The following is a 20,405-nucleotide window of genomic DNA, read 5'->3' on the forward strand; positions in this document are numbered from 1 at the left end:
CCTCATAATTATGAAGAAACTAGAAAATATCTTCGCTCTGGTCTTCCCACATTCCCATATATAAGTTCCGCATAAATCCTCTTTTCAGAAATCAAATATTCTAAATAACGCCTTGCTGTTGATCGACTTATCCCTGCTTCCAAACTCAACATTTCTGCTGTAATTCCTTCATGACCTACTTTAGAGACACATTTTTTTATTTTTGATAATGTTAAAGGATCAATACCTTTTGGAGCATATCTGCTTTGATTATTTTCCAACCGTTCCTTAAACCACAAACTTTCAATTTCTTCTGATGATAACTGTTTCCTTTTCTGTAGTTGCTGTATTTTCTCTCGGTAGTTTTCTAAACTCTTTTTAAAGCGATCGTACATAAGCGGTTTTACGATGTAATCCGATACTCCTCCTCGAAGTGCATGACGGACAACTTCGACTTCTGATGCCGCTGTAATCATAATGATATCCGTATCATGTAAGTTACGCCGAATATACGTCACAAGTTCCGTCCCTTGCATATCAGGTAAATAAACATCCAATAAAACAAGCTGTGGCGAGACAAGATCTAACCACTCTTTCGCTTGTTCTCCTGTTGTTGCAGTCCCAATTACCTTGAATCCCCCTACTTTTTCAGTAAACCGACGATGAATCTCTGCAATCCGAATATCATCTTCTACAATTAGTACTTCAATCCCCTCATTCATTACAATTCGCCTCTTTCCTTTGGCAATGCAATTATAAACAGTGCACCACCTAGCTCCCCTTTTTCTAGCGCAATACTCCCATTTAAATCTTCAACTAACTCTCTTACCTTCGCTAATCCATAACCTCGCTTTTCTCCTTCTTTTGTCGAAAAGCCTCTGTCAAATATATATGTAATTACCTCATCATCAATCCCAAGTCCCGAATCTTCAACTTCAATGACAATTTCCTCTCCCATATCTGTTACAAACATTCTAACTTGCTTTTCATACCCCTTTTTATATTCAACTGCTTCAAACGCATTGGTGATTAAATTCCCTAAAATAGAAACAACGTGATTACTATCAATATGAGCGCCTAAACTTTGTAAGCTACTCTCGCGATCTAAAATAAAATCAATTTTCAATTCCCTAGCGCGATTATAAAATCCTATTAAAATTCCACCTAACCACGGATTGTGTATACGCTTTATAATAAATTGAACAAAATCTTGATATACAGCAGTCTCTTTATGAATGAGCTCTAGCGCTTCATCATATGACTCTAATTGGATAAGACCTGAAAGCGTATACAATAAATTGTTATACTCATGTGTCTGCGCTCGAAGCGCCTCTGTATAACGCTTCGCTTGAGATAGTTCTTCCGTTAATTCATCCATCTCTGACTTTAAACGAAAACTAGAAACGACTCCAATTACCACATTGTTTACCTTAATAGGCAATCGATTTACAATAACAGCCCGTCCCTTTATATCTAAATGGCGATCAAATTGCTCTTCTCCAGTTCGGAGCACTTCTAGTATTGATGAGTTCGGAATAATTTTCAAAATAGAGTCCCCAATGATAGTCTGCTGTTTTTCAAGAGAAAGAATTTCATACGCTGCCTGATTAACTAAACGAATGCACCCTTCTTTATCTATCACCATAATTCCTTCCCGTACAGATTGAATGACAGCACTATGCTCTTCATATAAAGAGGAAATCTCTTCTGGTTCAAAGCCAAACATTATTTTTTTTATACTACGTGCTAAATATATAGAACCAAATATCCCAATTATCAATCCAACAAGAGCAATCCAAAATACTCTCTTACCGTATGCTTCTGCCACCTCATGAATATCCTCCATAGAAAAACCAACAGATACAACCCCGATAATACGATTAGTCTGATCACGAATTGGCACTTTCCCGCGTAAAGAAGGTCCTAATGTCCCAGTTGCCTGTGAAATATATGATTTTCCATCCGTTAAAACCCCTTCGTTATCCCCACCAACCATTTCTTTTCCGATTTTCTCACGCAAAGGATGTGCATAACGAATTCCATCTTTATTTCCCACTACGATAAAATCAGCATCTGTTTCTATCCGTATTTTCTCAACAATTGGCTGAATAATAGCAGATGGATTTTCCTTCTGAAACGCTTCTTGAACTTCAGGTATGACAGCGACTGTTTTAGCAACATGTAATGCCCTTTTACCAATTTGATCTTCCACCGTTTTAGATACGATATAATAAAAAAGAAAGCTCGTCAAAACAATAACAAAGAAAATAAGTGTACCAATCGTCAATGTAATTCTTGGCTGTAGTTTTAATTTTTTTAACTTCAAAATCATTCCCCTAACTTTCATTGCATATTACTTTGTGAAGCATAAATGAAAAAAGAATTTACCTATTATCTTTTTTAAATGATGTATCCATTATAACTAAATATACTAAATTTTGTTTATTATTTAAAAACTGTTAAGTAAAATAAACATATATGTCTATACGAAAGTAGGGTAAAAAAATGGAGTCAAAAGAGCTTTTATTAAAAGAAATTGCAATAATTGAAAAATGGGAGAGAGATCAGGAAGATCTTTGGTTCTTTGAAAAGTGGGGGAAAATTCCATTTGCTATTCTTGATAAGCTAACACCAAAGTTTATCCATAAAAAAATTAATATTTTACTAGATGAGCTCATTCAATATCTCAATTCTGGAAGTAAATATTTAATTCGTCCCCAAACAACGCTAAAGAAATTTGAAAACGCAGCTTCCTTAACAGATGTTCAAAAATTCCCTTTAAGTGAGATGGATACAATCGTTGATAAAATCATCGAAAATAGAAAATCTGTCGCAACTGCCCAAGGAGCCACAACTGGATTTGGCGGTATTTTCACCCTAGCAATTGATATTCCGGCTGTTTTAAGTATGTCACTAAACGTTTTGCAAGAAATTGCAATTTGCTACGGTTATAATCCTGAAGATATGCAAGAAAGGTTATTTATCGTAAAATGCTTGCAATTCTCTTCATCTGATATTGTAGGGAAACAGACAATTCTTCATGAATTAAAACATTTTGATGCTCGTATCAATCATGATGACAGCATGTCGCAAATTAAATCATGGCGAGAAGTGTTTACTGTGTATCGTGACAATTACGGTTGGAAAAAGCTATTTCAAATCATTCCTGTTGCTGGAATGATCTTCGGTGCTTATTTAAATCGAAAAACAATTGAGGAAATTGCTGAGGTAGGTAAGATGCTTTATAAGAAAAGAAGGGTGTTAGATAGGATAGAGGAAATGGAATACAATTCTAAATAGCATGTCAAAAGGCCCCTACTACTAGGGGCCTTCCTTCGTTACTTTTCACTTTTATCGTTTTCTTCCACTACCTGCACAACAGGCTTCTCACTCACCGCTTGCTGTACCGCACCTTTTCCAGCAAATCCTTCTAATAGTTCCTTCAAGTCAATGCCAGAAGAGGCTTTCAATGTTTCTTGCATCGTTGCCATTAAGTCAGTCGCATAACCTGCAACTTTTCCGGCGCCGCTGTTTTTTCCACCGCCGCCTGTATCCACAACAGTAATTTTATCAATGTTGCTAAGTGGGCTTGCAATTTCTTTTGCGTAGCTTGGAAGCATTTTAAGAACCATATCCATAATTGCCGCTTGACCATATAATTCAAATGCTTCTGCAATTTTTTGTTTTGCTTCTGCTTCCGCTAAACCTTTTAACCTGATAACATCCGCTTCCGCTGTACCTTGGGCCTTTTCAACTTCCGCTTTTGCTTGACCTTGTGCTTTTTCAATTTCGGCTTTCGCTAAACCTTCTACACGCACTTCTTCTGCACGCGCTCTTGCTTCTGCTTCAATTTTATATTGTTCTGCATCTGCTTTTTTAATTTGTTTTACTTTTTCCGCTTCCGCTGATTGTTCAACTGCATAACGATCTGCATCTGCTTTTTTCTTTACTTCTGCATCATATTGTTTTTCACGGCGTGCAATTTCTTTTTCTTCTAATTCAATTTGCTTTTCACGCTCAATGATTTTAACACGCATTTGTTCTTCTGTAACACCTTGTTGCGCTTTTGCTTGTTGTAATTCATAAGAAAGGTCAGCATCCGCACGAGCTTGCTCTTGCTCTCTCTTATAGGCTTGCACTTTTAATTCTTTATGCTTTTCAGCTTCCGCAATTTGTGCATCACGTTGATATTCAGCCTCTTTTGCTTCTTTTTCCGCACGTGCCTTTTCAATACGTGCCTCTTTTTCACGCTCTGCATTTGCAATTGTTGCATCACGCTTTACCGTTGCAATTTGCGGTTGACCAAGTGCATCCAAATAACCATTTTTGTCCATAATTTCTTTAATAGTAAACGAAACAATTCGAAGACCCATTTTTTTCAAATCAGTTGAAGCAACTTCATGTACTTTTTGAGCAAATTGCTCTCTATTACTATAAGCATCTTCTACAGTCATTGAAGATAAAATAGCACGTAAATGACCTTCTAATACTTCTTTCGCTTCTACTTTTAACTCTTCGGTTTCTTTTCCTAAATATTGTTCAGCCGCTGTAGATACTTCTTCAATTGTTGAGCCTACTTTAATAATAGAAACACCATTTACTGTAACCGGTACCCCTTGCTTTGTATACGTATCACGTGTTCCAACTTCTAACTTGTAGTTTAATAAACTAAGAGGTTCTGCTCGTTGCATAATCGGTACTACAAAAGTACCTCCGCCACGAATAATTTTAATCTTCTTTCCATCATCTGTTGTAACAACGTTCTTTCCGCCACCAAGCCAGTTCCCGGTAACAATTAATGCTTCATCTGGACCAACTGTACGGTATTTTGTAATAAACACCAAAATAAGTAAAAGTAAAATTGCTAGTAGCACACCACCGATAATTAATGGAATCATTCAAATTCCCCCTTATAACTTTGGTTTTTTTAAAGAATAAGCGATGTTTTGTACAAACAAAACACCGTCTTGAACTTCCTCAATAATAACTTGTGTTCCCTGCATAATATCTTTCTTTCCAATTGCTTTAGCTGGTATCGCATTACTTCCAAATTGCGAAGAAACTAATACTTCTCCAAAGCCTTCTTTCGGGATAGTAATAATCACTTCTCCTTTGCAACCAACAAATTCATCCATACGTTGCACTGTATTTTGTTCAGATTCTGCAATTGGTTTTAAAATCAATATCTTCATTAAAAAAACACCAATAAAAGATATGCCAAAAGAAAGAGCCAAAATAACAATACTATTCCAAGTAAATAAATACTCTCCTATATAACTAAAACCACAGAGCATTGCAAAGAAACTAAGTAGTAACGTTACAATGGATGTAGATCCACCTCCGAAGCTAAATATAGATTCAAATATATCTCCAAAAAAGATATAAATAACGGTAAGTACGGTAGCAATAATAAATCCATATAAATAAATTGTTTCAAGTGGATAACCAAACAATGTCATGCCTTATCCCCCTTTCATTATCGCTTCTCTCTTTGTTATATGTATGCCTCACCTCTTTCAAAAATTTATTTTTCCTAATTTTCAGTTATTTAAACTTTAAAGGAAAACCTGTGCAACAGGCCGCTTAAAAAAGAACAGGAGAAGCCTATAGTGACAGGCTCCTCCTAGTAAATAACCGATATATTGTATATCTATATAATATACTATTTTGTATAAAAAGTAAAGTTATATATACATTTATTTTACAATTAACCCTTTATTTGTATGAGTATGTATTTTTGTTTGCGATTTTTGGCGGCACAGCTATTCATATGGAAATACTCCAATCACTTAGGATTGCTGATGAAATGGCGAAAAGTGGAACAGAAATTGGATTATTCGCTACTATTTCACATTTACCATTCTCAACATTCTTTGTTACCTCTGTTGACTCTGCAACATTTGTTGTTTCTATGCAAACAAGTAATGGTAACTTATCAACGAAGAACAGTTTAAAACTCATTTTGGAATTAACAATTGCAGCGATCACAGCATTTCCATTCTCTATTGTTGTCATTTTAATGATAATTTCGCTTTTTAAGGAACTGCGCTAGGAAGACGTCGCTGTTCAAGCAAAGCAAATGCCGTAAAAAATGAAAATTACATACAAAATCTACATAATTCCTCCTCATCCCTTTACAGTTAAAAACAATAAAAAACCCCTTAAAAAAGGGGTTACGCCATTTTCTCTCCTGATTCTTCTCTAAAAAAGCTCTTCATTGCATGGAATACATCAGCTTTCTGCTTTAAAATATAGTACCTAAAATTCTCATCTTTAATATTTTTATAAGCAGACATAAGTGTACTGTGACGATTATACTGGTTTACTTCCCCATACCCAAACATATTACATACCTTCATTAATTCTTGCACAAGCTTCACACAACGAGCATTATCTGATGTTAAGTTATCTCCATCTGAAAAATGAAATGGATAAATATTATAGCGTTCCGGTGAATACTTTCCATCTATAAGCTCAAGTGCCTTTCTATAAACAGAGGAACATATTGTCCCGCCACTTTCTCCTTTTGAGAAAAACTCTTCTTCCGTTACGACCTTCGCTTCTGTATGATGGGCAATAAATTCTATATCTACCGTTTCATACTTTGTACGCAAGAACCTTGTCATCCAAAAGAAGAAGCTCCGTGCCATATACTTCTCCCAAATCCCCATAGATCCGCTTGTATCCATCATTGCTAATACAACCGCTTTTGAATCTGGCTTCAACACTTCATTCCACGTCCGGAACTTCAAATCCTCTTGGCGAATCGGATGAAAAGCAGGCTTTCCATTCATGGCATTTCGTTTATAAGCTGATATCATCGTCCGTTTTTTATCAATATTCCCCCATAACCCTGTCTTTCTAATGTCATTAAATTCAATATGTTCAATACGATTTTCATCCATTTCTTTCCTCTTTAAGTTAGGTAGCTCCAGCTCTTTAAAAAACGCTTGCTCTAATTCTAAAATAGATACTTCCGCTTCATAATAATCTTCTCCAGCTGCATCTCCTGCACCTTGCCCTTTTCCTGGTCCTTTTTGCTTTTGACCACTTGATCCATCTCTTGCAACCACATCGCCAACTTTACTATCACCAGTTCCTTGCCCAACATGTTTATTCTTATCGTAGTTATATCTAATTTTATATTCATCTAATGACCGAATTGGTATTTTTACAACGTCCCTACCATTAGACATCACGATACTTTCTTCTGTCACAAGGTCTGGTAAGTTATTCTTAATTGCCTCTTGCACCTTTTCTTGATGGCGTTGTTGATCATCATGTCCTTTGCGATGGAGGGACCAGTTTTCCTGTGAAATTGTATAATTTGGTTGATTTTCTTCGCCCATCCTTTTCCCTCCTTACTGTAATTTTCCTTATTTTCTCTAATAAACAGTAATATACGAATTTGAGGTTTTAATGTAGCAGCAAGAATAGTTAAAAAGTATCTGTTCATTAGAACTTACTTTTTCCATAATATAATCATAAGGCACCCATAGCTTTTTACGTATTGCTCCGAACTTCCTTAACAAAAAATTTTTGCATTCATTTTAAATTGAAATTTCTTTAGCTGATACGAAAGAAACACAATTCATTGTTGCACACTTTTCCACTCTGCAACATATTGTATTGTGTTGGCTTTTTCTGTATGAATGGTTGGTTACTCTATCATATGCGTATTGTAAAAATAATTGACAATAAATTCATGAAATTGCACCTTAATTTATTATATTTGGACAAGTCCATATATGAAATGAAACATTTACTTTGAAAAATCGACATCAAACCTACTTTTTAGGTAGAAAAGAGCATCTGGCCAAGTGTAGTAGCGGTCATTTCCTTTTTTAGCCCCATGCCGTGTGAAAACAAAAGTAAGAAATGAGTGAGATTTTCTTTTGTTTTCATAGCCGCAATTTAGATGTTGGAAAATCAAGATGAATTTATATAGTATCGTTTCTTTACTTCAATCAGATAGATACAAAAACGCTGCCTCTGGTTTCATAAGAGACAGCGTTTTATTATCAAACTATCGATTCAGCAAGCTACCTACATAGCGAAGTAATTCATTCGCTGATGAAGAATTATAGCCATGTTCATCGATTAAGCGTGCTACAACATCATTAATTTTCTTAAGCTGATTTTCGTCTGGTGTTTTCGTAGATGTTGTAATTTTCACAATATCTTTCAAATCGGCAAATAATTTTTTCTGGATTGCTTCTCGAAGACGCTCATGTGAATTGTAGTCAAAACGTTTCCCTTTACGAGCATAGGCAGAAATTCGTATTAAGATTTCTTCTCGGAATGCTTTCTTCGCATTTTCTGAAATACCAATTTGTTCTTCAATAGAACGCATAAGTTTTTCATCTGGACTCATTTCTTCACCCGTTAATGGATCCCGTAATTTTGATTTATTGCAATATGCCTCAACGTTATCTAAGTAATTATCCATAAGCGTCTTAGCTGATTCTTCATACGAATATACAAATGCTTTTTGTACTTCTTTCTTGGCAATGTCATCGTACTCTTTTCGTGCTAATGAAATGAAATTCATATAGCGTTCGCGGTCTTCATTGCTAATGGATGGATGTTGATCTAATCCATCTTTTAACGAACGTAATACATCAAGTGCGTTAATCGATGGTACTTCTTTTCTAATAATAGTAGAAGAAATACGGTTAATGACATAACGCGGATCAATACCACTCATACCTTCATCCTGATATTCACGCTGCAACTCTTCGACATCAATTGCATTGTATCCTTCGACCATTTCTCCATCATATAAACGCATCTTTTTAATTAAATCAATATCTGGGCGCTTCGGATCCTTCAAGCGTGTTAAAATCGTAAACATCGCTGCGACGCGAAGTGTATGCGGCGCAATGTGCACATTTGCAACATCACTTTCATAAATCATCTTTTCATAAATATGTTCTTCTTCACTAACTCGTAAATTATATGGAACCGGCATCACAATAATTCTTGAATGTAAGGCCTCATTTTTCTTATTGGAAATAAAAGAGCGATACTCTGTTTCGTTCGTATGGGCTACAATTAATTCATCCGCTGAAATAAGCGCAAATCTCCCAGCTTTGAAATTCCCCTCTTGTGTAAGAGATAATAGATGCCATAAAAATTTCTCATCACACTTTAACATCTCTTGGAATTCCATCATGCCACGGTTTGCTTTATTTAACTCTCCATCAAAGCGATATGCACGTGGATCTGACTCTGATCCATATTCTGCGATTGTAGAAAAATCAATACTTCCTGTTAAATCTGCAATATCCTGTGATTTCGGATCTGAAGGACTAAATGTACCAATTCCTGTCCGACGATCTTCCGAGAAGAAAATCCTTTCTACAATTACATCTTCAATTCTTCCACCGTATTCTTTTTCTAGTCGCATCACATTTAATGGCGACAAGTTCCCTTCAATTCTTACGGCATACTCGTCGTAAAAATCATCCCGCAAATGATGTGGTATTAGGTGAAGTGGGTCCTCATGCATCGGGCAACCTTTTATCGCAAAAACAGCTCCGCGATCTGTACGCGAGTATGTCTCTAATCCTCGTTTTAACATAGTAACTAACGTTGATTTCCCACCACTAACTGGCCCCATTAATAATAAAATCCGTTTTCTAACATCTAAACGTTTCGCAGACGGATGAAAATATTCTTCTACAAGACGCTCTAATGCATCTTCTAATCCAAATAGCTGATTGCTAAAAAAATTATATTTTTTTCTACCTTCTACCTCTTCAATGCCAGTATCTTTAATCATATTGTAAATGCGAGAGTGTGCAGTTTGAGCCACCCATGGTCGTTCTTTAACAAGCTCCAAATATTCCGCAAACGTACCTTCCCATTGTAAACGTTCTTCTGCTTCTCGATGCTGTTCAATTTTCTTTAGAATATCCATTATAGCTCCTCCCCCATCTCCTTGTTCAATCGGATTATTATAAAAGGTATGCGAGGATGTCCTTAAACATTCTTTAAATCAAAATGAAATCTCCTACAAACATTATAAATTTCATTCCAAAGTTAAAAGAAAATTCGGTATAATGAGATTATCAGGGAACGTCTCCCTTATTCTTATAGATATCTCTTCTTTACTTCCACAGAATCTACATAAACTTCAAACCCAAATTAGCTAAAATAAAATACGAAGAAGGAGGGTTCATATGAAATTATTATTAATTTTAGGTGTATCGCTTACGTTTCTTACTGCAATTTTCACTTCAGGTTATAATGATAAACCAGGTACAAACAAAAAGTGATGGGCCTAGGCCCATCACTTTTTGTTATCTATTACATCCAATTTTTAGTATACAATTTCTAAATCTAAACCTGGATAATTTTGTTGACGGAATGCTTCATAAATTAAAATTGCTGCTGTATTCGATAAATTTAAAGAACGTACTTTGTCAGTCATTGGAATACGTAAACAATGATCGAAGTTTTCTTCGATTACGTTTGCTGGCAATCCGTTTGTTTCTCTACCAAATACAAAGTAATAATCTTTCTCAGGCTTACTATAATCAAACGCTGTATGTGCTTTTTCACCATACTTTGTTAAATAGAAAAATTCACCGTCACTATTTTTTTCATAAAACTCTTCAATTGAATCATAATACGTAACTTTTACGTGCTGCCAATAATCTAAGCCTGCACGCTTTAACATTTTATCATCCGTTGAAAATCCTAATGGCCTAATTAAATGTAATTCTGTTCCAGTGGCTGCACAAGTACGTGCAATATTTCCTGTATTTGCTGGAATTTCTGGTTGATATAAAACAACATGTACTCCCACGCGATATTCACCTCAATCTTTTGTCTACTACGTATTATACCACTTGAATGAAAAATCTCTACCCATTAATAATATGAAAAAATTTATATTTCATTCGCGGCGTATATTTACTGGAATCTTCATACTTCCAATACCGCCTACGGCTATTAGCAGAATGGGCATTTACAAGCGGCATACCATCCGCATCTTTGGCTACAACTATTGTTGTATGATTCCATCTACCATCATCTTCAAAATCATAAACAATTACATCCCCAAGTAGAAGATCTTCTGGATTTTCTACCGCTTTAGCACGAAGTCCCGTTGTAGCTCCTGATAAATACCAATAAAATGAATGAGCAACTGCCCAGCTCCAGCTCCATTGATTCTCCCTTTGCCACCATCCTTTACGAATGTTAGGATACCCCGTCATTGGTGTTTCACCAGCATGCAGACATTGCGAAATAAAATTCGTACAATTATCAGGAAAATTTCGATATGCTGGATTCCGATCATCCCACCAATACTCCGCATATTTGACAGCTTCTAAGCGATTATATTGATATGAATCATACTTTCCTTTTGCTACATCACGCTCTAATGTTTCACCTTGGAATCTTTCTTCTTTTGTTTCAATATCTTTATCTTCTACAATACGTCCATCTTTCAAATAAACACGTCGTTCTAATTGTTCTTCTTCCATATAGAATAATTCATGGTGATGAACTAAATATTTCAAATGAACTCGATAATCTACTTCTTGATATTGCTTACTATTCCATTGTCTTATAAAAGATACATCTGCTGTTGCCTTTACAATTTCAGCATCACGATTTTGAAACAAATTTCTTTTTCTCTGTAATACTTGTAGTAAATCAGCAGGAATTTCATCGACACTTACGCGTTTATTTGTAATATACGCTAAAAATTGTTGCATCTGTTTTTCAAGCTTTTGTTTTACCAGCATTTCCTCTCCCTCCCATATTACAATATGAAAAAAGGAGATATTATCTACTGTTTTTTCTCAGCCAACATTTCAAGACCGCGATTCATTTCATGAAGAACTTCTTCATCCTTTTCACGTCCCAACGCCTTTTCAATCGCTTCCCCTACACCTTCACCACCGATTTTTCCTAGAGCCCATGCTGCTGTACCACGGATTACAGGTCTTGGATCATCTTTCATAACACCAATTAAATCAGGAATTGCTGTGGTTTCTTTAAAATGAGCAAGGGCTAAAATCGCATTTCGTTGCAGTGGTTTTTTCCCGCGCCATGATCCAGACATGATGCCATATTTCTCTTTAAAATCTCGGTTACTTATCGTTAATAATGGAGTTAATAATGGTTTAACAAGCTCTGGATCTGGCTCCATTTCTGGATGATTATGAAAGTCCTTCCCTCTGTTCTTTGGACAAACTGTTTGACACGTATCACAGCCGTAAATACGATTTCCAATTTTATCTCGATATTCTTCTGGAAGGAAGCCTTTTGTTTGTGTTAAAAAAGCAATACATTTTTTTGAATCTAATTGCCCTCCTTGTACAAGTGCACCAGTTGGGCAAATATCAATACACTTTGTACAGCTTCCACACTGGTCTTCTATCGGTTGATCCGGTGGAAATGGTACATTTGTAATCATTTCTCCTAAATACACATAAGAGCCAAATTCTGGCGTGATAATGGAACAGTTTTTCCCACTCCATCCAATACCAGCACGCTCTGAAACAGCACGATCACTCAATTCTCCAGTATCCACCATTGATTTTACTTCTATATCAGGAAGCTTCTCAATTAAATACGCCTCTAATTTTTGCAGACGATCCCGTAAAACAAGATGATAATCTTGTCCCCATGAAGCACGACAGAAAATACCACGTCTTTCTCCTCGTTTACTTAACGGTGCATTTTTCAATTTTGATGGGTACGCTAATGCAATTGCAATAATGGATTTTGCTCCCGGCAATAGTAACTGTGGATTAGTTCTTTTTTCAATATCAGGCTCTTCAAAGCCAGACTGGTAATTTAATTGTTGCTGCTGAATTAAACGTTGTTTTAATTCTTCAAATGGTGAAGCACTTGCAAAGCCTATTTTATCTATTCCTATTGTTTTACTATACGCTATTACATCTTGCTTTAATTGTTCAAAATCCATGTTTTGCCTCCTTCTACGATGAATACATATCCTCATCAAACAAGTAATCACCTACCGATGGTTAGCAATTCACTTCGTCATCATAGTTCTTAATTCTATTTTCGCATAAAATCTTCATTTCCAAACATTAAAAAACGCAATGCCTCGTTTATCTTAGAAACGAAACACTGCGTTGATCACAATTTATTATGAGAATATAAAATAAAATTTGGAGCGGGTGAAGAGAATCGAACTCTCGACCAGAGCTTGGAAGGCTCTTGTTTTACCACTAAACTACACCCGCAAATGTGAAAAAAATTTAAGTTATCTGAATAACTTATGTAAAATAGTATAGCATGTCACAAAAGCCTAAGCAAGAATTTTATCGAAAAAAGTCGAAAAAGTGATGAGTATACTCATCACTTTTTCAATTCTTTATCAATTGCTTTTTTTATACTATCATAATCTGGATTCGCAAGATTTCCGTTTACATATACTGAAGGAGCACCTTGTACTTTCAGTTTTTGTGCACGGTCTGAATCTTTACTTACTTTCTCTTGAATTTCTTTGCTGTGTAAGTCTTTTGTAAACTGATCCACATTAACTTTTGGAAGTTTTTCCTTCACTATATTAAGAAGCAGTTCTTCTGTAATCCATTCTTCAGTATCTTTCTTCTGACTTTGATAGATTTCATCATAGAATATCCAGAAGGATTCTGGATCCTGTTTATAAATCGCTTCACCAGCAGCTGCACCTAAATCAGAATCTTTTCCGATAAATGGGAAGTTAATGAAATAAAACTGTACTTTACCTTTATTAATATACTCTTCTTTTAAACGAGGTAATACCGTCGCATCCCAAGTTCGACAAGCTGGGCATTTAAAATCTCCAAATTCTACAACCTTAATAGGAGCATCCTCTTTACCTAAAGATTGCTGCGTGGAATAAGCAAACATCTCATTCCCTTTATCTTTTTTGTCATTTATGATACTGTATGCAATTGTCCCAATTACAATCAATACTGCGATAGAAAAAACAATACCAAGAGCCATGATTTTATTTGATGATTTCATATACATTCCTCTTTAAATTCATATTCTGTATACATTGTTGTACACATTACACATGATATCAATACTTTTATACATCATGCAATGAACACGCTCACATAATTTCCAAAAATACGACAAATGTGTCAATATTGTGTCTCTTCTTTGGCTATTCTATTCAAAAAAGCGAAGTTCCCTCTATGGAACTTCGCTTTTAGCTTACTGCTTTTTCACGAGCTACTTTTTGCAATGAATGCTTATTTGGAATATCATGACGAATTACTAATTTTTCACCAATTGCTTGCATATATTCATCATGACTAATATACCCTTCCCGTTCCATTAATTTCAAAACGACATTTCGTCTTTCTATTGCTTTATCATAATTCTGAGCAGGAGAATAATAAGCTGGAGCTTTCACAATAGCAGCCATCATTGCACTCTCACTTAATGTTAATTGATTTACCTTTTTACCAAAGTATAGCTGGGATGCTTTTTCAATCCCCCATGCACCTTCTCCATAATAAATATTGCTCACATATAATTTTAAAATCTCATTTTTAGTAAATGTGCGCTCAATTTTTTTTGTATAAAAAATTTCTTTCCATTTACGAGAAAATGTACGTTCATTAGATAAAAAAGCATTTTTGGAAAGCTGCTGTGTAATTGTACTTCCGCCCTGTACAACACCACCAGCTTTTATATTTTCAATAGAAGCTCGAACAATTGCTATATAGTCTAAACCGTTATGGTGATAAAACCTTTTATCTTCTGTCGCAATAAATGCATGAGCCAGAGATTCTGGTACCTCTAATTTAGCGGGTACATGTAGCTTACTAATATCACTTCGTTCAATCATTACATTTCCAATCAATAATAATGTACAACTAAGTAGTAATAATAAAATAATAGCTTTATAAAGAAACTTTGTAATTGGATTGAATGAAACTTTTTGATGATAGTTAACCCTAGACAGTACTCGTTCTTTCATCGTGCACACCTCTTTTCCTTACAACATATATAGTCCTTACATTTAGAATACTGTTTCTCAAAGCAATCTCCAATTGATTTCTCTTACACTTACCTTACAATGTTGTAAGCTATAAAATACATATTTTAACTGAAATCATAATAAATTTCTATTCCTGTTGATAGCTTTTAAAATCACATATCCATTCTTCTATTATACCATCTCGTGTTTTTTCAATTTTAAGTAGTTTCTAGCTAAACTACTTCTAAAAAATAGTCTTAAACATTGGATAAAACGGTTCACTCTTAATTAAGAGACTATAATTATAACAACAAACAAACGTTCTATCAATCGATATATTTATTCTAAATAATCACCAATATACCTATCTAATTCATTACTTAGTTTTTCCTCTTCAACTTCAGATTAGACATTTTTTCTCATACAACATAAGACAAAAGAACAAGTGAATTGAAATCTATCAAATCACTTGTTCTTTTTAGATATAATAACTTTATTTGTTCTATAACCGGCCTACCAAATTGTAAGGATCTACTTTCCAAGTTTCATATGGAATGAAATTCTTTGCTTTTATGGCATCAAGGGTTCTCGATTTCATGTGAGGACGCGTTATATATTCATCAATATTATCTTCATTCAAAGCAATAAATTTTGCTTCTTTTATTTCTTCAGCTGGAACCTTTATTTCTCCGCTCACATACTCCACCTTAAACACCACTGATAAAATATGCTTTGAAGTATTATAGTAAAGGCCTGTAATTCCAATTGGTTTTACTGTAAGCCCCGTTTCTTCAAGCACTTCTCGGCAAACTGCCTGATCCAGAGGTTCTCCTTCCTCTACTTGTCCTCCAGGCATTTCCCACGTATCACCTCTCCACTGCACCTTTACTAATAGAATTTCGTTATTTTCATTCATTATGTAAGCAGAAACAGCAATAATATGCTTAGGTACTATATATTCCATTATGCATCCTCCAGAAAACGAAAATTTAAAATACTTTATATTTTAATATTCACCACTAACAAGAATTACCCTTTTCTTTTCGAACATAAAAAGAGACCTTTTGCTTTAAATACAAAAGGTCCCTTTTTCCTATATTATTCGCCTAAATCCACATTGTGGTAAACTTGTTGAACATCTTCTAAATCTTCCAATGCATCAATCATTTTTTCAAATTGTGCTTGTGCATCTTCTGAAAGTGTTACATCACTTTGTGCAAGCATTGTTAGTTCAGCAACTGTAAATTCTGTAATACCAACATCCTTAAGCGCTGCTTGTACCGCATGGAACTGATCCGGCTCAGCATAAACGATAACTGCCTCTTCTTCTTCTAAAATATCACGTGCATCAACATCTGCTTCCATTAGTATTTCAAGCACTTCATCTGCTGTTTTCCCTTCAAGCCCAATAACAGCTGTCGCATCAAACATATATGCTACAGATCCATTTACACCCATATTACCGCTATTTTTACTAAATGCAGCACGTACATCTGCTGCAGTACGGTTCACGTTATTTGTAAGTGTATCTACAATTACCATAGATCCATTTGGTCCAAATCCTTCATAACGAAGTTCATCGTAATTTTCTTCTGAACCACCTTTTGCTTTTTCAATTGCACGGTCAATAATTGTTTTTGGTACACTGTACGTTTTTGCACGCTCAAGTACAACTTTTAAAGCTTGGTTTGATTCTGGATCTGGTTCACCTTGTTTTGCCGCTACATAAATCTCACGTCCAAATTTAGCGTATACACGGCTTGTATTTGCATCTTTTGATGCTTTTTTCTCTTTAATATTATTCCATTTACGACCCATTCTGTTCCACTCTCTTTCACATTTAAATCTACATAAAAAATATTAATATGAAATATAATGTTTATTCAACACTTTTTCAAAATAAATACAAAAAGTTCATTATCGACTCACATTATTGACATAATATACATCGATATAATTTTGTTCATTCACCAAGTTATATTATACCTTAATTCTATAATTCATTACGAGTTTAACAATCAAATAACATGATTTGACAGTGTCAATGAAAAAAGCCTCCCAAAGGAAGCTTCTAACTATAAACTATGGATGTTTATTTTCCTGAAATATGCTTAAGGTCTCCTGAGTTGTGCAGCTGACGTGTTACTTCATCTCCGAAATTATTTAAAGAGAAATTTTGTTCTTCTAATGGATCCATAACTCCTGTAGCTTTACCAATGTTTCCTTCTTGTGATGTCCAAAAGTAGTTATGGTCATCTACAACTTTACTAAAATCTCTATTTATCCATCTTTCAGCAATTGCTAAAAGTTCTTGTTTCTTTTCAAAATTACTTTGACTTACGATATTTTTTACTGTCTCAGCATTCTTCTTCGTCATTGGGATTGCTCCCCACTTTTGAGCTGCTACTACTTTTTGGTGAGTCATACTATGCATTGCTGTAACAACATCATTTTCTGTAGAATTTTTAGTGATACGAAGTTTTTCATCTGCTCCTTGTATTCCACCACTAATTGATTCTTTTTCTCTTGGAGCTTCTGCATACTCGCTTGTATCTATCTCTGCGCCAGCTTTTTTATCTGCTGGATTGTCCGCAAGCTCAAGCATTCCAAAAGTTATACCGATAGTAAGAGCAATTAATCCTACAATTGAACCCGACCAAATTATTATTTTCTTTTGCATCTTATTCCCCCATCTTACACTCATTAAATACCCTATATGAAGAATATTATACCAAAAATGTATTCTATATGTAATATTGGTAAATTGATGATTAATTTTCAAGTAATTATTATAATTGATAGTGAACTTCAAAAAGGCGATGGGAAATTTGGACGAATTAAAAACTGCGGAAGAAATTCTGGGAGTTATCTAGACGACTCCCTCTACGTTACATAGACTGCCTAATACCCATTTCCTTTACACGGCGCTCCGTATAGAATCTTTCTTTACCAAATTGTTCATATGTTTTCTTCAACGTTTCAAACATTTATAATGAGGAATAAGTGTAAAAATAAACAAAAACCCCGATTCATGAACTTTCTTAAGTGTCCACGATCGAGGTACACGATTTCGGATTATTTTTGTCGTGTTGAAAAACAAAAAAAGACTCCAACATTTCTGTTGAAGTCTTTTTTCATCATGTTACATGATACCGATGGTCGGGGTCGAACCGACACTCCCGAAGGAACACGATTTTGAGTCGGTAATGAACGAGTTTTATTTGTATTTATCATTATTTGTATGTGATATTACAGTATATTCAATCGTTAATTGTGGTTATCGTCTTACATTCTATTCGTACGATTAACTAATAATATTAATTATAAATGAAATCTTCTTACCACTGCAAGAAATTTGAGAAATTATTTCTTATTGTTTTAATTAATAGACAGGAAAATTAACCCTACCTAAATAGATAATCTATCTACTTAGCCCCCAAAAAATCTTCTTATATATAATAGGAAGAAACTCGTTCATAAAAATAGCATATTTGAAATAAATTTCTTATAGCCTTTCCTATTAAGAACCTAAATCTTTGTTTTTTAAAAAGGAAGATACAAGTCTCATAGCAAAATCGTTTAAACTGAATAAGTATTTGCTTATTTCGTATTTGGTTAGCCTTATATTTAAATCAGCCTTATACATCAATTGATTTCTCACTCCTATAAACTCTTCTAAAACATCTCCCGAATTAAATCTTTCACCGTAGTTATACGTTGATGTACTTTGACTCAAGATTTCTTTTTCAACATTGAAATTCATATATTTTTTACACGCATTGATGATAGATTCAATGTTTTGAAGTGAGTATTTGTCTACTTCCATCTCTGCAATAGATTTCTCACCAGACACTAATTGTTCTATTTCTGTATATAGTATCCCTTTTGGACTAAGTATTTTATCGTATGCTTCCTCGTTAGTATCCATATACCCACTGAATATTTTTCTTAAAAAATTTTCAAAAATGGAGAACATAGAAAGTATCAATACATTATTTTTTATTACCGAAACATCATGAGTTAAAGAAAAATAATCATCATTTATATTGTCATAATCTATATCTTCTATAAGGAGTTTACATCTTTCTAGATTTTGTTTAAAGTGCCAATACGTAGCTTCAAAAGCTATTTCTGTTTGTGTTAACTCTGGCAAATCATTTTTTAGAAATCCACATGTCTCATCATTAGGAGAATATATAATTCCTCCAAAAACTTCATATAGCTTTTCTATAACTTTATTTTGCATCTCCAAATCATGATAGTTGCGACCTTCAGTAGTAGTCGATTCAAAAATAACCTTACTTCTCTTTCTTCCTAAATTCCTGTTGTGCATTTCCGTATAATGTCTAACATTTAACCAACAGCCTCTTTTGGATTGGAATTCATCAAACCAATAATATGTTATCGATTCTTTCATTTCAAATCCTAATTTTGATAATATTTTCATCGTCGTTTTAATAGGCACACGCCTATCTGTTAACAAATTAAGAGTTATACTCATGTTTCCCCCTCCCCACTCTTATACTACTGTCCATCTCCCCAATTTGTATATACCCCAAAAACGTAATAGCGTAATGAAACGTTAATTTTAAGAATAGATTACTTACAAAAATACTATGCAAAATATATTATATGTTTTGTGATAAAGCCTTCCTTAACTTCCCCTTTGCAGAATCAAGTATCCGTCTCACTCTTTCAGGATGATTTATCCCATGTAAACGCCCTAAGTCTCTATATGATAAATGAGGACTTTCTATATAAGTTGTTATTAAACTCACTTCAACATCATTACAATACTGGTCGATTAATAACCTAGTTTCTACATTACCTTCAATACGAAACGTCGAATCAATCTTTTCTAAGTCTGCCACAAGGTCAACATTTTGATGATTAGCCTTTCGTTTATCAGTTCTTAACTTTGACTTTATAAGATTATAGGCAGCACACTCCAAGGCTTTTTTAATCTTTTCATATAAGTAATACTCATCATTCCACGAATGTTCTTGGCAAACACGCCATAACTTCTCCCAAAATACACTCTCGAAATCATCTCGAAAAATCCGTTTATTTTTCCATGCACTTTCAAATTTATTCAAAATAGACCGCATCAAACCCTTTATTAAATAATTATTAAACACGATATAGAAAGCATCTTCCCCCTCGTCTAATCGAAGCATAGCATACTTATTCCATGTCTTTTCTACCGCAAGCACCTGCTTTATTTTTTTATCATCATAAATTCGCTTTATTCGTTCCACCTTATCTTCCTGCTGTATTTGAATGTGTGTTCTCTTTTCTTTTTTGTATAATTTCATGTTGCAACCCCCATAATTTTTAAGTTTGTTGTGACAAAACTGCAAAAAAATGTTGTATTTATGTATGTCTTAGACAGGAAAGGAACTACCTCTCCCTCCTTCTATTCGTCTCTACACGCACAAAACGTGACACTATATCGATAAAA

General features: G+C 34.5%; 17 protein-coding genes, 1 tRNA gene and 1 pseudogene. 2 read left to right on the top strand and 17 right to left on the bottom strand.

Annotated elements, in window-relative coordinates; translation table 11 throughout:
- Positions 1–8: 8 nt before the first annotated feature.
- Positions 9–701 (bottom strand): response regulator, encoded by a 693-nt coding sequence (locus AAIE21_RS19735; RefSeq protein WP_343268347.1) that lies wholly within the window; start codon positions 699–701, stop codon positions 9–11.
- Entirely contained in the window at positions 701–2,311 is a 1,611-nt protein-coding gene (locus AAIE21_RS19740; RefSeq protein ID WP_343268348.1) for an ATP-binding protein, read from the bottom strand. The genes AAIE21_RS19735 and AAIE21_RS19740 overlap by 1 nt, the downstream gene beginning before the upstream one ends.
- A 173-nt stretch (positions 2,312–2,484) precedes the next feature.
- Between AAIE21_RS19740 and AAIE21_RS19745 the strand changes: the two genes are divergently transcribed.
- Positions 2,485–3,279 carry an EcsC family protein gene (locus AAIE21_RS19745; protein ID WP_343268349.1) on the top strand — a complete coding sequence of 265 codons (795 nt, stop codon included), beginning with the start codon at positions 2,485–2,487 and terminating at the stop codon, positions 3,277–3,279.
- 38 nt (positions 3,280–3,317) lie between these two features.
- Here AAIE21_RS19745 and AAIE21_RS19750 read toward each other — a convergent pair whose 3' ends face one another.
- Complete coding sequence (locus AAIE21_RS19750) at positions 3,318–4,877, bottom strand: flotillin family protein (protein WP_343268350.1); 1,560 nt, start codon at positions 4,875–4,877, stop codon at positions 3,318–3,320.
- Positions 4,878–4,889: 12 nt separating this feature from the next.
- Complete coding sequence (locus AAIE21_RS19755; protein ID WP_343268351.1) at positions 4,890–5,438, bottom strand: NfeD family membrane protein; 549 nt, start codon at positions 5,436–5,438, stop codon at positions 4,890–4,892.
- A 215-nt stretch (positions 5,439–5,653) separates the two neighbouring features.
- Between AAIE21_RS19755 and AAIE21_RS19760 the strand changes: the two are divergent.
- Positions 5,654–6,031 (top strand): annotated as a pseudogene (locus AAIE21_RS19760) (BCCT family transporter); the annotation flags it as partial.
- Positions 6,032–6,152: 121 nt separating this feature from the next.
- On the opposite strand, the gene yhbH reads toward AAIE21_RS19760, so the two are convergent.
- From yhbH to AAIE21_RS19825, 13 genes are all read right to left on the bottom strand, one after another.
- Positions 6,153–7,328: a sporulation protein YhbH gene (gene yhbH, locus AAIE21_RS19765; RefSeq protein WP_098335747.1), complete on the bottom strand. Its 1,176-nt coding sequence runs from the start codon at positions 7,326–7,328 to the stop codon at positions 6,153–6,155.
- A 677-nt stretch (positions 7,329–8,005) separates the two neighbouring features.
- On the bottom strand, positions 8,006–9,901 hold the full coding sequence (locus AAIE21_RS19770) for a PrkA family serine protein kinase (RefSeq protein ID WP_343268352.1): 1,896 nt from the start codon (positions 9,899–9,901) through the stop codon (positions 8,006–8,008).
- Positions 9,902–10,303: 402 nt separating this feature from the next.
- Positions 10,304–10,792, bottom strand: coding sequence for a tRNA (uridine(34)/cytosine(34)/5-carboxymethylaminomethyluridine(34)-2'-O)-methyltransferase TrmL (gene trmL / locus AAIE21_RS19775; protein ID WP_343268353.1), 489 nt, complete (start codon positions 10,790–10,792; stop codon positions 10,304–10,306).
- 58 nt (positions 10,793–10,850) lie between these two features.
- On the bottom strand, positions 10,851–11,738 hold the full coding sequence (locus AAIE21_RS19780; protein WP_343268354.1) for an amidase domain-containing protein: 888 nt from the start codon (positions 11,736–11,738) through the stop codon (positions 10,851–10,853).
- Positions 11,739–11,782: 44 nt separating this feature from the next.
- The gene (gene queG, locus AAIE21_RS19785; RefSeq protein ID WP_343268355.1) at positions 11,783–12,925 is read right to left on the bottom strand and encodes a tRNA epoxyqueuosine(34) reductase QueG; all 1,143 of its coding nucleotides are present in this window, start codon (positions 12,923–12,925) and stop codon (positions 11,783–11,785) included.
- Positions 12,926–13,134: 209 nt separating this feature from the next.
- Positions 13,135–13,208, bottom strand: a tRNA-Gly gene (locus AAIE21_RS19790).
- A gap of 115 nt (positions 13,209–13,323) precedes the next feature.
- Positions 13,324–13,977 (bottom strand): DsbA family protein, encoded by a 654-nt coding sequence (locus tag AAIE21_RS19795; RefSeq protein WP_343268356.1) that lies wholly within the window; start codon positions 13,975–13,977, stop codon positions 13,324–13,326.
- 190 nt (positions 13,978–14,167) lie between these two features.
- A complete protein-coding gene (locus tag AAIE21_RS19800) occupies positions 14,168–14,944 on the bottom strand; it encodes a transglycosylase domain-containing protein (RefSeq protein WP_343268357.1) in 777 nt (258 codons plus the stop codon).
- Positions 14,945–15,446: 502 nt separating this feature from the next.
- Positions 15,447–15,908 carry an NUDIX hydrolase gene (locus AAIE21_RS19805; protein WP_343268358.1) on the bottom strand — a complete coding sequence of 154 codons (462 nt, stop codon included), beginning with the start codon at positions 15,906–15,908 and terminating at the stop codon, positions 15,447–15,449.
- A gap of 134 nt (positions 15,909–16,042) precedes the next feature.
- Complete coding sequence (locus AAIE21_RS19810; protein WP_343268359.1) at positions 16,043–16,762, bottom strand: YebC/PmpR family DNA-binding transcriptional regulator; 720 nt, start codon at positions 16,760–16,762, stop codon at positions 16,043–16,045.
- Between the two features lie 274 nt (positions 16,763–17,036).
- Positions 17,037–17,624 (bottom strand): PRK06770 family protein, encoded by a 588-nt coding sequence (locus AAIE21_RS19815; protein ID WP_343268360.1) that lies wholly within the window; start codon positions 17,622–17,624, stop codon positions 17,037–17,039.
- Between the two features lie 840 nt (positions 17,625–18,464).
- Entirely contained in the window at positions 18,465–19,445 is a 981-nt protein-coding gene (locus AAIE21_RS19820) for a hypothetical protein (protein WP_343268361.1), read from the bottom strand.
- 127 nt (positions 19,446–19,572) lie between these two features.
- Entirely contained in the window at positions 19,573–20,259 is a 687-nt protein-coding gene (locus tag AAIE21_RS19825) for a sigma-70 family RNA polymerase sigma factor (protein WP_343268362.1), read from the bottom strand.
- Positions 20,260–20,405: the final 146 nt, after the last annotated feature.

It is taken from the genome of Paenibacillus sp. 102 (assembly GCF_039549175.1).
GTDB lineage: Bacteria > Bacillota > Bacilli > Bacillales > Bacillaceae_G > Bacillus_A.